General features: G+C 62.7%; 11 protein-coding genes. 5 read left to right on the forward strand and 6 right to left on the reverse strand.

Going from position 1 to position 13,049, the window contains the following annotated elements; genetic code table 11:
• Positions 1 to 31 precede the first annotated feature (31 nt).
• Complete coding sequence (dnaE, locus tag A8V01_RS20580; RefSeq protein WP_103098172.1) at positions 32 to 3,634, reverse strand: DNA polymerase III subunit alpha; 3,603 nt, start codon at positions 3,632 to 3,634, stop codon at positions 32 to 34.
• 297 nt (positions 3,635 to 3,931) lie between these two features.
• Between dnaE and A8V01_RS20585 the strand changes: the two genes are divergently transcribed.
• Positions 3,932 to 5,155, forward strand: coding sequence for a GGDEF domain-containing protein (locus A8V01_RS20585; RefSeq protein ID WP_103098173.1), 1,224 nt, complete (start codon positions 3,932 to 3,934; stop codon positions 5,153 to 5,155).
• A 7-nt stretch (positions 5,156 to 5,162) separates the two neighbouring features.
• On the opposite strand, the gene A8V01_RS20590 is transcribed toward A8V01_RS20585, so the two are convergent.
• The 4 genes from A8V01_RS20590 to A8V01_RS20605 form a co-directional block, all read right to left on the reverse strand.
• Complete coding sequence (locus A8V01_RS20590) at positions 5,163 to 5,654, reverse strand: glutathione peroxidase (RefSeq protein ID WP_103098174.1); 492 nt, start codon at positions 5,652 to 5,654, stop codon at positions 5,163 to 5,165.
• A gap of 10 nt (positions 5,655 to 5,664) precedes the next feature.
• Entirely contained in the window at positions 5,665 to 5,943 is a 279-nt protein-coding gene (locus tag A8V01_RS20595; RefSeq protein WP_103098175.1) for a hypothetical protein, read from the reverse strand.
• A 93-nt stretch (positions 5,944 to 6,036) separates the two neighbouring features.
• Positions 6,037 to 6,720 carry an ABC transporter ATP-binding protein gene (locus tag A8V01_RS20600; RefSeq protein WP_103098176.1) on the reverse strand — a complete coding sequence of 228 codons (684 nt, stop codon included), beginning with the start codon at positions 6,718 to 6,720 and terminating at the stop codon, positions 6,037 to 6,039.
• On the reverse strand, positions 6,713 to 7,954 hold the full coding sequence (locus A8V01_RS20605; protein WP_103098177.1) for a lipoprotein-releasing ABC transporter permease subunit: 1,242 nt from the start codon (positions 7,952 to 7,954) through the stop codon (positions 6,713 to 6,715). Before A8V01_RS20605 ends, A8V01_RS20600 begins: the two co-directional genes overlap by 8 nt.
• Before the next feature lie 432 nt (positions 7,955 to 8,386).
• On the opposite strand from A8V01_RS20605, the gene A8V01_RS28345 reads away from it, so the two are divergent.
• From A8V01_RS28345 to A8V01_RS20620, 4 genes are all read left to right on the forward strand, one after another.
• On the forward strand, positions 8,387 to 8,833 hold the full coding sequence (locus A8V01_RS28345; RefSeq protein WP_146037342.1) for a hypothetical protein: 447 nt from the start codon (positions 8,387 to 8,389) through the stop codon (positions 8,831 to 8,833).
• A 309-nt stretch (positions 8,834 to 9,142) separates the two neighbouring features.
• Entirely contained in the window at positions 9,143 to 10,588 is a 1,446-nt protein-coding gene (gene purF, locus A8V01_RS20610; protein WP_103098178.1) for an amidophosphoribosyltransferase, read from the forward strand.
• Positions 10,585 to 11,295: an SDR family NAD(P)-dependent oxidoreductase gene (locus A8V01_RS20615; protein ID WP_103098179.1), complete on the forward strand. Its 711-nt coding sequence runs from the start codon at positions 10,585 to 10,587 to the stop codon at positions 11,293 to 11,295. The genes purF and A8V01_RS20615 overlap by 4 nt, the downstream gene beginning before the upstream one ends.
• Before the next feature lie 76 nt (positions 11,296 to 11,371).
• Positions 11,372 to 11,713 carry a PilZ domain-containing protein gene (locus A8V01_RS20620; RefSeq protein WP_103098180.1) on the forward strand — a complete coding sequence of 114 codons (342 nt, stop codon included), beginning with the start codon at positions 11,372 to 11,374 and terminating at the stop codon, positions 11,711 to 11,713.
• Positions 11,714 to 11,737: 24 nt separating this feature from the next.
• Here A8V01_RS20620 and A8V01_RS20625 read toward each other — a convergent pair whose 3' ends face one another.
• Positions 11,738 to 13,045: an SAM-dependent methyltransferase gene (locus A8V01_RS20625; RefSeq protein ID WP_103098181.1), complete on the reverse strand. Its 1,308-nt coding sequence runs from the start codon at positions 13,043 to 13,045 to the stop codon at positions 11,738 to 11,740.
• Between the last annotated feature and the right edge of the window lie 4 nt (positions 13,046 to 13,049).

Below are 13,049 nucleotides of genomic sequence, written 5' to 3' on the forward strand. Positions count from 1 at the left end.
GCCCCGCGCCGGGGGGGCTGCTTCCTTCCTATCAGGCCGCCATTGCAACCCGCTCCGGACCGCGCTTGGCCGTCAGCGAAACGTTGCTGATCCCTTCCACGCTTTGCAGATGCTCTGCGAATTCGCCGTCCAGTGCAAAATCACGTCCCAGCCGAACCCTTTGCGTGCGCCCGTCTCCGAGATGGAGCGTGGCGATAACCTCGCCTGCGCCCTGCAGTCCCGGTCGCATCAGCAGGGCCAGTTCCTGCACCGCCTCGACCCGGTCAATGTCCAGCTTGAGCACCATGCGGGCATCGGCCTTTACTTCATTGAGGGGCCTGCCCCCCCGCACGGTGACGCGCGGCGGCTCATCGGGACTGGGGGAATCAAGTTCGACGTTGAGAAGGATACACGCACCTTCTTTGGCCCACTTCACGAAGTTCTCGACCAGACTTTCCTCAAAGCACGAAGCAGAGAAATTACCGGACGAGTCCGAGAAATCGGCCATGACGAAGTCCTTGCCTTTACGGGTCTTTCGCTTCTGGACGTTCTCAACCATTGCGGCCATCACCGCGCCCGTGCGGCCCACGCCGCCGCCGCCCGCCATGAGGCTGGAATACGTTCGTGCGCCGTTGGCCGATGCCACTGCGCGGTAGGCTTCCACAGGATGGGCAGCGAAGTAAAAGCCGAAGGTCTCGCGCTCCTTCGCCATCTGGTCGGCGCGATCCCATTTGTCCGCTTCGACAAGGCGCAGACCCTGCTCCACGTGATCGTCACCGCCGAACAGGCCGTGCTGACTGGAATTGCGCTCACGCGATGAACGATCTGCCTCCGCCAACAGTGTATCCGCATTGGCGAGCACCTTCGCGCGATTGGGCTCCAGTGCGTCAAAGGCGCCCGCTGCGGCCAGACTTTCAAGCTGGCGCCGGTTCATCGATCCTGCAGGCGCACGACGAAACACGTCGTCAAGGCTTACGAACAGGCCGTTGGCCTCTCGCTCCGCGACAATGGCGTCCATCGCCTTTTCGCCGACGTTGCGGATGCCTGCCAACGCATAGCGAACGGCATGACTTTCCGCCGTTTCCTCGACGATGAACTCAGCCTCAGAGCGATTGATGTCGGGGGCGGCAAGTTCGATGCCGTTGCGACGCGCGTCGTCGACGAATATCGCCAGCTTCTCGGATTGATGCATGTCGAAACACATTGCTGCAGCGTAGAATTCGTGCGGGTAATGCGCCTTGAACCACGCGGTATGGTACGCCAGCAAGGCGTAGGCGGCCGCGTGTGACTTGTTGAAGCCATAGCCGGCGAACTTGTCGATCAAATCGAACAGTTCGTTGGCCTTGGCCGCATCGATGCCAGACACTTCCCTGCAACCGTCAACGAAGCGCTGACGTTGCTTGTCCATCTCTGCCTGCACCTTCTTGCCCATTGCGCGGCGAAGAAGGTCTGCATCACCCAGCGAGTATCCTGCCAGGATCTGCGCGGCCTGCATGACCTGCTCCTGATAGACGAAGATGCCGTAGGTTTCGCCAAGAATACCCGCGAGCTTGTCATGCGGATACTCAATGGGCGCAAGGCCGTTCTTGCGCTGGCCGAACAGCGGGATGTTGTCCATCGGGCCGGGACGATAAAGCGAGACGAGCGCGATGATATCGCCGAAATTGGTCGGCTTCACCGCCGCCAGTGTACGGCGCATGCCTTCCGATTCCAGCTGGAATACGCCGACGGTGTCACCCCGCTTGAGCAGTTCGTAAACGCCCGGATCGTCCCATGCGAGCGTCGAAAGATTGATGGTGATGCCGCGCCGTTCCAGCAGATCACACGCCTTGCGAAGCACCGACAGCGTCTTCAGACCAAGAAAGTCGAACTTCACCAACCCGGTGTCTTCGACATACTTCATGTCGAACTGGGTGACGGGCATGTCCGAGCGGGGGTCGCGGTAAAGCGGGATCAGTTTCGCCAGCGGACGGTCGCCGATCACCACCCCCGCTGCGTGCGTGGAAGAGTTCCGCGGCAGACCTTCAAGCTGCACCGCCAGATCAACCAGACGGCGCACTTCAGCGTCATTGTCATATTCGCGCTTGAATTCGGCGACCGGCGGATCCTTGGTGACACCATGCGCCTTGCGGCCCTGAATCGTCTCGGTCAGCGTCCACGGATCAGTCGGATGGTTCGGCACCATCTTGCACAGGCTGTCCACGCGGCCGTAGCCCATCTGCAGGATGCGCCCACAGTCGCGCAGTACCGCGCGGGCCTTCATCTTGCCGAAGGTGATGATCTGGGCCACGTGATCATGGCCATACTTGGCCTGCACATAGCGAATGACCTCACCGCGGCGGGTTTCGCAGAAGTCGATATCGAAGTCTGGCATCGACACGCGTTCCGGATTGAGGAAGCGTTCGAAAAGCAGGCCAAGTTTCAGGGGATCGAGATCGGTGATGGTCAATGCCCACGCGACCAGCGAGCCCGCGCCCGAACCACGGCCCGGCCCCACCGGAATGCCATTGTCCTTGGCCCACTTGATGAAGTCGGCGACGATCAGGAAGTAGCCGGGGAAGCCCATGCCGACGATGATCTTCGTCTCGAAATCAAGGCGCTCAGCGTATTCGAGGAAGTCTTGCGTGACCCCCTTTTCCCGCAAAATCTCATACGCCGCGCGACGCTCGTCCCCCTGCAAGGCCATCGCCTCATCCAGTTCCTGCTCGGTAGCGTCCGGCCAATAGGGCGCGAGCCGCGCCGCCAGCCCCCGGCGCGAATCGTCGGCCAGCATCCGCGCTTCACCTTCTCGGTCGCCGGCAAGACTGGGGAGCAGCGGCTTACGCTTGGGCGGTGAATAGGCACAACGCTGAGCAACGACGAGCGTGTTTGCCAGAGCTTCGGGCAGATCGGAGAAAAGGTCCGCCATCACATCGGCGGGCTTTACCCAGCGTTCGGAAGACGAGCGCGGCCGTTCGGCGGCATCTACCTGCGTCGAGTTGGCAATGCACAGCATCGCGTCATGCGCGGCGTGGAAGGCCTTTTCGGCGAACTGCGCCGGGTTCGTGCCGACAAGGGGGATATCGCGCTGATAGGCAAGCGCGATCAGATCCTCCTCGCTCTCGTCCTCCTCCGGCTCGCCGGTGCGGGTGATCTCGATGTAAAGTCGGTCGGCGAACAGGGATTGCAGCGTATCGCAGTAGCTTTCCGCCTGTTCATGGCGACCGGCCGCATAGAGGCGCGCCAGCGCACCTTCGTTGCCGCCCGTCAGACAGATCAGACCGTCCGTGTATCCCCGCAGCGAATCGAGTTCGACATTGGGGTCCATTTCAAGCGGACGATCGAGGTGCGCACGGCTGACGTGGTGGCACAAATTGAGCCAACCAGCCTCGTTCTGCGCGAACAGGGCAAGCCAGTCGATCGGCCGCTCCTGTCCCTGCGCGACATTGCCGGGGCGAGCGATGGCAAGAAACGTGCCGACGATGGGCTGCACGCCGGCGCCCTTGGCAGCGCCAGCGTAAGTAGGTGCCGCGTAAAGGCCATTTCGGTCGCACAGGGCAGCAGCGGGAAACTTGCGCTCCTTCGCCAGTTTGGCGATCGCCTTTGGGTCGATCGCGCCGTCCAGCATGGTGAAGCTGGAAAAGATGCGAAGCGGTACAAAGGGAGCATGCGGCATCCGATAAATCTATGCACTGCCCCCCGGCGCGATCAAGACCATCACATCACAAGGCAGGGGAAACATCGGTGGTTTGCGCATCGCCGCTCCATGCAAGGCCGAGCGCAACCCGGAAGACCAAGTAGCAATGCTTTGCAATGCGACATACTTGCCGCTCGCGAATACAAAGCATTAATCAACCTTACGCCATGATCGTAAGTACACATCCGGATCGACTAGATTGATTCGCCCTTCGGAGATGGATACGCCGATGATCATTTCGCCCTATCCGTCCCGAAAGCGTCGCTGACGTCGACGATGCCTGACATCACCACGATTGCGGCATGCAGCACGGCACTTGGCGCCATCATGTGCATCGCTGTCCTGCTGTCCTGGTTCAAGGACGGCCGTCCGATGCAGCGAAGCTGGCAGTTCGCGCCGTTCGGCATCGCAGTTCCAGCAGGGGTTCTGCTTACGTATCCCGGAATAATGCCGGGCCCACTTGGGCTAAGATTGGGCTGGTTCGCTCTGACCTTGGTTTACGGCGCTGCGTGGATGGCCGCTCGGGTAACGGCAGGCCGTAAACCACAGCCCATCCTTATGGTGTTGCCGTGTGTCGCGGTTCTCATCTTTTCAGCGACGATCGGCGCCGACGATGCCATACCTCAGCTGAGGATGCTGCCGCGCGTACTGCTTTTCGCGCTGTTCGACGGACTTGCCGCGCGGGAGTTCCTGCGCATGCGTCATCCACAACTGCAGTCTGCAACGACGCTGTACTGGATTTTCGCCCTGTTCTGCGTTTTCGAACTGCTTCGCGCACCTTTTTCCCTTTCGCTGCCCGCGCCATTCGGACCTGAGGAAACACAAGTCTGGTCTATCGCCTTGTTCAATTTCCTGATCGTTCTGCAGGGATTACTGCTGGGGGTCTTCCTGACAGCATTGGGGCGCGAACAGCTGGCGGCACAGCACTATCGCCTTGCACTGATCGATCCGCTTACGGGTATCGGCAATCGCCGTGCGCTGGACGAACGGATGGAAGCTCTTGCGCTGACCAGCCGCAAGGAAGGCTGCACAGCGGTAGCCGTCCTTGACATCGACCACTTCAAGGCGATCAACGACGAACTTGGCCACGCATTCGGCGACATCGTCATAGCGGGCGCTGCGATGGTCGCACGAGAGGCGCTGACCGGCGAAGATGTATTCCGCGTCGGCGGCGAAGAATTCGCCGCCATTATTCACGCCCACACGCCCGAAGCTATCATGACACGGGCCAACGCCATACGCATCGCCTTCGAGGCGCGCAGCCACGTCCATGGTGGGCTTTCCCGTCGATCCACAATCAGTATCGGCGTTGCAATGCTGCACCTTGGCGATGAGGCGGCATGCTTCGCCGCCGCCGATGAAGCGCTCTACGCGGCCAAGCGGCAGGGTCGTAACCGGGTTGTCATGGCGAAACCCGTGTCGGTTGCCCCGGCGAAGGCGATCGACTTCGCCGCTGCTGCTGCCGCCGCTGCCGCCGCCGGACGTCGTGCCTCAGCCTAGCAGGTAATCAGAGCAGCTTCGCAACGTCCTTTTCCAGCGCGGCGGGTTTGTCTGTGGGCGCATAACGGCGCACCACGTTACCCTGACGATCGATCAGGAACTTGGTGAAGTTCCACTTGATCGCCTTTGAGCCCAGGAAACCCGGCGCTTCCGCCTTGAGCCAGTCAAACAGTGGCGCCGCATCGGGACCGTTGACTTCGACCTTGCCCATCAATGGGAAGGAAAGGCCGAAGTTCACTTCACAGAACGACGCGATTTCATCCGCATCGCCCGGCTCCTGCCCGCCGAACTGGTTGCAGGGGAAGGCGATGATTTCGAAACCCCGATCGCGGTATTTGCGCCAGAGCTCCTCCAGCCCCTTGTACTGCGGGGTAAACCCGCACTTGCTGGCCGTGTTGACGACAAGCACCACCTTGCCCACCCGGTCGGCGAGACTGATCACCTCGCCGTTGGGTAGAGTTGCAGTGAAATCCGCAATGGAGCGAAGATCGCGGGTCATGAACCGGGCGTCACGAAGCGGGGAAATCGGCACGGCGCGAAAGGCGACGGATTTCTCCGATGCGGAACGTGTGATCGCCATCCTTCTGGATCGCGTAATCGTCCTGCTTTTCTTCCGGCAGCCCCATCACAAAGCCGATCAGTTCGGCCACCGTGCCGCGCCGTATGGTCTTGAACCGGTGGAACAGCCCGCCGCCATCCTCGCACTTGTGCAATTCGGCCGAATCGTCCCAGCCAAAGCCCTTGGGCGGCGTGGTGCTGGTTTCGATGGTGGACGGGGTGTCGCTCATGGGCGGTGTCCTTTCTTGTTCTGGACTTTATGATGTGGGGAACGAAAACCGCGAGTTCAACGCCGGTTCCGCCCAGCCCCTCCTTATATCCCCTTACGTCAACACGCCGTCATGCAGGCGCACCACGCGGTCCATCGCCGCCGCCAGCCGCTCGTTGTGCGTGGCGACAAGCGCGGCGCTGCCCTCTCCCCGTACCAGCGCGAGGAACTGCGCGAAGACCTTGTCCGCCGTAGCCTCGTCCAGATTGCCGGTCGGCTCATCCGCCAGTACCATGTGCGGCCGGTTGGCCAGAGCGCGAGCCACCGCCACGCGCTGCTGTTCGCCGCCCGACAGCTTGCTGGGGCGATGGTCCAGCCGCTGGCCGAGGCCAAGTGCTTCGAGCAGTTCCTTCGCCCGTGCCTCGCATTCGGCGCGCGGCTTGCCGGTGATCAGCTGTGGCAGGACCACGTTCTCGATTGCGTTGAAATCCGGCAGAAGGTGGTGGAACTGGTAGACGAAGCCGATGTGATCGCGCCGGACTGCCGCGCGCTGGTCCTTGCCCAGCTTGCTGGCGTCGATACCGGCGATCTCGATCTTGCCGCCAAAGCCGCCTTCCAGAAGACCGATCGCCTGCAGCATCGTCGACTTGCCCGAACCTGATGGACCGAGCAGCGCCACGATCTCTCCGGGGCGGACCTGAAGGTTCACACCGCGCAGGACGTCGATCTTCACGCCGCCCTGTTCGAAGCTGCGGGTCACATCGGTCAGGCGGACCACTGGATCAACGATATCATTCATAGCGCAGCACCTGCACGGGATCGGTGCTCGCCGCCTTGTAGGCGGGGTAGAGCGTGGCAAGGAAGCTGAACACCAGCGCCATGATGCAGATCGTGGCGATCTCCACCGGGTCGGAGCGCGCGGGCAGTTCGGTCAGGAAGCGGATCGAGGGATCCCACAGGTTCTGGCCTGTCAGGATTTCAACCAGATGCACGATCGGCTGGCGGAAATAGAGGAAGATGAAGCCGATGATCACCCCCGCCACGGTGCCCATCGCGCCGATGCAGAAACCGGCGGTGACGAAGACCTTGAGCAGCGAATGCCGCGTGGCCCCCATCGTGCGCAGGATCGCGATGTCGCGGGTCTTGGCGCGCACCAGCATGATCAGCGATGACAGGATGTTGAACACCGCCACCAGCACGATGATGGAAAGGATCACGAACATCGCCACCCGCTCCACCGCCAGCGCCTCGAACAGCGAGGCGTTGATGGTGCGCCAGTCGGTGACGACCGCGCGGCCCGCCAGCTGGCGGGTCAAGGGGGCAAGGATCTCTCCGACGCGGTCGGGGTTGCTGGTCGTCACTTCGATCATGCCGATCTGGTCGCCGGTCAGCAGCAGCGTCTGCGCGTCCTTCATCGGCATGACCACGAAGGCGTTGTCGTAATCATACACACCGATCTCGAACACCGCGGCGATGCGATAGGCGATCTGGCGCGGTACAGTGCCGAAGGGCGTGGAGCGGCCCGCCGGGTTGATGATGGTGATCACATCGCCCACTTGCGCGCCGAGGTTCTGCGCCAGCTGCTTGCCGATGGCGACGTTGTCGGACCCGACCTTGAGTTCGGCCAGATCGCCCGCCTTCACCTTGTCGGCAAGGCGGCCGATATCCTCGCCGGTGTTGCCGCGCACCAGGATCGCCTCGACCCGGCCGTTGAAGCTGGCCAGCAGCGGCTGCTCGATCAGCGGCGAGGCGCGAGTGACGCCGGGCGTCTTGCGCACGTCTTCCAGCACGCTCTGCCAGTTGTCGAGACGGCCGCCGTAAGCCTGGATGATGGCGTGGCCGTTGAGGTTGACGATCTTGTCGAACAGTTCGGCGCGGAAACCGTTCATCACGCTCATGACGATGACCAGCGCGGCAACGCCGAGCATGACCGCGACAAGGCTGATGCCGGCGACGAGGGCGATGAAGCGCTCACCCTTTCCGGGCAGCATGTAGCGCTTGGCGATCGTCCATTCGAAGGGGGAAAGGATCAAGCGAGGGGGTCCGTCCTGAAAAGGTGGGCAGGCATTAGGATGCGTGGGCGGTGCTGGCAAGCTGCGGGCTGGCGGATGGTTCCCGCGATCCTTGACGGTTTACACTGACCGATGGGTGAACCACTTGCGCCGAGGCTGGGAAAGCGGCGGAACTGCGCGGCTTTTTGGCACCCGACAAGGCGAGCTGTGTGACCTTTCGTGCGCGATGTGTCACCTTGTGGGACAGAGGTGTCACCTTGCGGTGTAAACTTGTGCTGCGCAGAGCGATCGGGCCGGGCATCGGCGCAATGTATGGGATTGCGGAGGGTGTAGGAAAGCTGCCCGTCTGAAAGCGCCCCTTTGTGGCCTTTCAGTCGCACCTGCTATCATGCCGATTGCCGCCATTCGATAATCGTGCCAGCGTTCAAAGGGTTTTCGATTACGGCGGGGTATATGGTTGCAAATCCTGAGCAGTTGCATTCGGCATTCTCGTATTGCCTCGATTTCGCGAAGCACATGCTCGAAGACAGCGCATCGTTCCTGCCTTTCGGAGCTGCGGTAACTTCAACGGGCGAGGTTAAAGCCGTTGCGGGGTGGAACGGTGAAGAGCACCCTGCGCCCGCCGAATTATATCAGCTTTTGTCAGCAGCGTTGCGCGATGAGGCAAAAAGCAAAAGCATTTCGGGATCAGCTGTTGCTGTCGATGTGAACATCCCAATAGCTTACAATCCGACCTTACCGGATGGCATTCGCGTCCATCTCGAAGGCGAGGGTTATTCGCGCTACATTTATGTTCCGTACACGATCAAAACATCTGGTCTTTTGAGACGGAAGAGAGAAGTCGTGCTCGACGAACCATTCTCAGTCGAGGTCCCTGCCGATGTTTTCGTCGCTAAATGACGGCTATCACCACATTGCTACTTAGAAGCGGTCGGTCTCAAATCCACCCAAACCGGACCTCACCCCCGCTCAGGCTGACATTGTCGAAGGCCCCAAGACTGGGTGCTGCTGCTCCCCATGCTTCGACAAGCGCAGCATGAGCGGGGGGTAAGGCGGCAATAACCCGCCCCGTCGCCGTCATCTTCCCGTCACCAAACGGGCGCAGGAACCTGCGCGCTCAACGGCCCGTCCCTTCCCCCTTGCTTTTCGACGCGATCGCAGCCAAATGCGCGTCGCGTTGAGACGCGCCAGGCGGGCTGGAAAAACACCATGAACATGACTCACCCCTTCCTCGATGCCGATGGGGACAAACTGCGCGAAGAGTGCGGTATTTTCGGCGTTATCGGCGCCAATGAGGCAGCGGCCATTACCGCCGCCGGGCTCCATTCGCTCCAGCATCGCGGGCAGGAGGCGGTGGGCATCACCAGCTTCTCCGGCGCGGAGTTCCATTCGCACCGCGGCATCGGCCATGTGGCGCAGGTGTTCCGCCAGAAGGAAGTGGACACCCTGCCCGGCTCGATGGCATCGGGCCACGTGCGCTACGCCACCACCGGCGGTTCGGGCCTGCGCAACGTCCAGCCGCTGTTCGCGGACCTTGCCGACGGCGGTTTCTCCATCGCCCACAACGGCAATATCTCCAACGCGATGACGCTCAAGCGCGATCTCGTTTCCAAGGGTTCGATCTTCCAGTCGACCTCCGACACCGAGGTGATCATCCACCTCGTTGCCACCAGCCGCTATCCCACGCTGATCGACCGCTTCGTCGATGCCCTGCGCATGGTCGAAGGCGCCTATTCGCTGATCTGCATGACCACCGAAGGCATGATCGCCTGCCGCGATCCGCTGGGCATCCGCCCGCTGGTGATGGGCCGCATCGGCGAGGCGATCGTCTTCGCCTCCGAAACGGTGGCACTCGATATCGTGGGGGCCGAATTCATCCGCTCGATCGAACCGGGCGAAATGGTGCAGGTCGACCACAAGGGCACGATCTCCAGCCACCGCCCGTTCGGCAACCCGTCGCCCCGCCCCTGCATCTTCGAGCACGTGTACTTCTCGCGCCCCGACTCGGTGATGGACGGCCTTTCGGTCTATCAGGTGCGCAAGCAGATCGGCGTGGAACTGGCCAAGGAATCCTTCGCCGACGCCGACGTGGTCATCCCTGTGCCCGACAGCGGCGTTCCCGCTGCGATCGGCTATGCGCAGGAATCGGGCATTCCGTTCGAACTGGGCATCATCCGTTCGCATTACGTGGGCCGCACCTTCATCCAGCCCGGTGACGCCGCACGCCACGCCGACGTGAAGCGCAAGCACAACGCCAACCGCGCCGTCGTGGAAGGCAAGCGCATCATCCTCATCGACGATTCGATCGTGCGCGGCACAACGTCGAAGAAGATCGTCGAGATGATGCGCGATGCGGGCGCTGCCGAAGTGCACATGCGCATCGCCAGCCCGCCGACCGAGCATTCGTGCTTCTACGGTGTCGACACGCCCGAGCGCTCCAAGCTGCTGGCCGCGACGATGGACACCGAGGCGATGGCCGAATTCATCAAGGCGGACAGCCTGGCCTTCGTATCGATCGACGGCCTGTACCGCGCGGTGGGCGAATCGGAACGCAAGAAAAGCTGCCCGCAGTTCTGCGACGCCTGCTTCTCGGGTGAATATCCGACCAAGCTGACCGACTTCTCCGACCGCTTTCCGGAACGCGACGCCGCATGAAGTTCGAAGGACAGGTCGCCCTCGTCACCGGCGCCAGCCGGGGCATCGGTGAAGCCACTGCCGTCGCGCTGGCGGCCGAGGGCGCGCACGTCGTCCTGACCGGGCGCGACACCAAGGCGCTCGAACGCGTCGAGGAACGCATCTACGACGCCGGCGGATCGGCCACTATCGCCCCTGTCGACCTTGTCGAGCCGGACGGCATCGCCCGTCTGGCCAGCGCCGTGCAGGACCGCTGGGGCAAGCTGGACATGCTGGTGATCAACGCAGCGATCCTGCCCGAACTGACCAGCGTGGCCGACATCGACCAGCGCGCCTTCAACAAGGCGCTGACCACCAACGTCCTGTCCACGCAGGCGCTGATCGCGAACTTCGATCCGCTGCTGAAGAAGAGCGCCGACGCCCGCGTGATCGGCATGACCACTACGGTGGCACAGGCTCCACGCGCCTACTGGGGTGCCTACGGCGCCACAAAGGCCGCGTTCGAAGTGCTGCTGGATTGCTATGCGCAGGAAGTGGCCAAGGTATCGAAGATCCGCGTCGCCATCGTCAATCCCGGCGCCACCCGCACTGCCATGCGCGCGCGGGCTTATCCGGGCGAAGCACCTGCGTCGGTCAAGCCGCCCGAAGTCGTGGCGGACCGCGTGGTCGGCCTGCTTACGGAAGACTTCGCAAGCCCGCACCGCGAAACCGTTAACCAGCCGCAATAACGGGATCGTAACCCCATACTGGGACAGATCGTGTAATATCGGTATCTTGCATGCCGCAAACCACGCGAGGTCGCACATGGATCATACCCAGCAGGAACGCTACGCCGCCGCTGCGCAGGAAGACCGCAGCGCCGTCCGCAGCCGCATTTCCATTCCGGCCACGCTGCGCCCCTCCGGCTCCAAAAGCTTCCAGACGGCTGTGCGCGATTTGTCGATGTCGGGCTTCTCGGCCACGGCGATGAGCCGCATCGCGCCGCGCACGATATGCTGGCTGACGCTTCCCGGTCGGGAGGATGCCCTGCCCGCCAAGGTGGTGTGGTGGGACAACGGCCTTGTCGGCTGCGCGTTCGAGCAGCTTCTGGAACCGCACGAACTGGACTCGATCATGGCCCGCTGGAACCGCGACCGCAGAGGCTGACCGGCCTCTCCATGAGAAGCGGCGTCAGTCCTGCCGCCTGACCAGCGTGACCTGTGCCACGTCGATGCCGCCGCCCAGGAAACCGCCTTCGCAATACATCAGGTAAAAGCGCCATAGCCGCACGAAGCGCTCGTCGAAACCGGGCGGCAGGCGGCCTTCGTCCACCGCCAGATCGAAGTTCGCGCGCCATGCCTGCAGGGTGCGGGCGTAGTCCGCGCCGAACCCGCGCCGATCTTCCCAGCCAAGCCCCCGCTCCTCTGCCAGCGCGCGAAACTCGCTTTCGCGGATCAGCATGCCGCCGGGGAAGATGAAGGTCTGGATGAAGTCGGCGCTGCGGGCGTAGCCTTCGAAAAGCGCGTCAGGCATCGATATCAGCTGCAACGCGGCCAGCCCGCCCGGCCTGAGGTTGCGGGCGATGCAGTCCAGGAACTGCGGCCAGTATGCCTGCCCTACCGCCTCGACCATCTCCACCGACATGATCGCATCGTACTGCCCGGAAACGTCGCGATAGTCCTGCTTGCGAAAATCGACGCTGCCGCGCCCGCCGCCACGCTCGAAGGTCCAGCGTTCCCGCGCGTAGGCGAGCTGTTGGTCCGACAGGCTGATCGCATCGACGTGCACGTCCGCATGGCTGGCCACGAAAGCCGCCAGCGTGCCCCAGCCGCAGCCGATCTCCAGCACCCGGTCGCCGGGTTGCAGCTCAAGCCGCTCAACGATGGCGCCGGTCTTGGCCGATTGCGCGACGTCCAGTTCTGTCACGAACTGGGCATAGGGGTTCGGCGCCGGCAGGACTTCGGAATAGAGCGCGCTGGAATAGAGCATCGTCTCACCCAGCCACTGCGCGTAGAAATCGTTGCCCAGATCGTAGTGCGCATGAATGTTCTTCAGCGAACCCTTGCGCGTGTTGCGATGAAGCGCGTGGAGCATCCGGCTCAGCAGTCGCCACGGGCCGTGCGCCCGCCCGGTGTCGCCCAGCGCCACCGCGTTGTCCATGAACAGCGCAAAGAGCGGCACGGGGTCCGGGCTGTCCCACTCCCCCAGCTCCCATGCCTGATACCAGCCGACCGAACCCGCCGTCGCCAGCCGCAGCAGCGCGCGCCAGCTGGTGATCTCCACCGCGGCCTCGAAGCCCGGCTGGCGACCGCCCAGCAGGCGGGTCTGGCCTCCGGGCAAGGTCGCCAGGATCGAGCCGCGATCGAGCCCCTTGTCGATGCGATCGAGGATCTTGTGGACCCCGCCCGACCATAGCCGCGCCAGCCACTGGAAGCCGACGCCGATCGCGCGCCCTCCATCGACAAGTTCCCCACCTCTGCCCGGCACTTGTGCGTTCATGGGG

It is taken from the genome of Novosphingobium guangzhouense (assembly GCF_002896965.1).
GTDB lineage: Bacteria > Pseudomonadota > Alphaproteobacteria > Sphingomonadales > Sphingomonadaceae > Novosphingobium > Novosphingobium guangzhouense.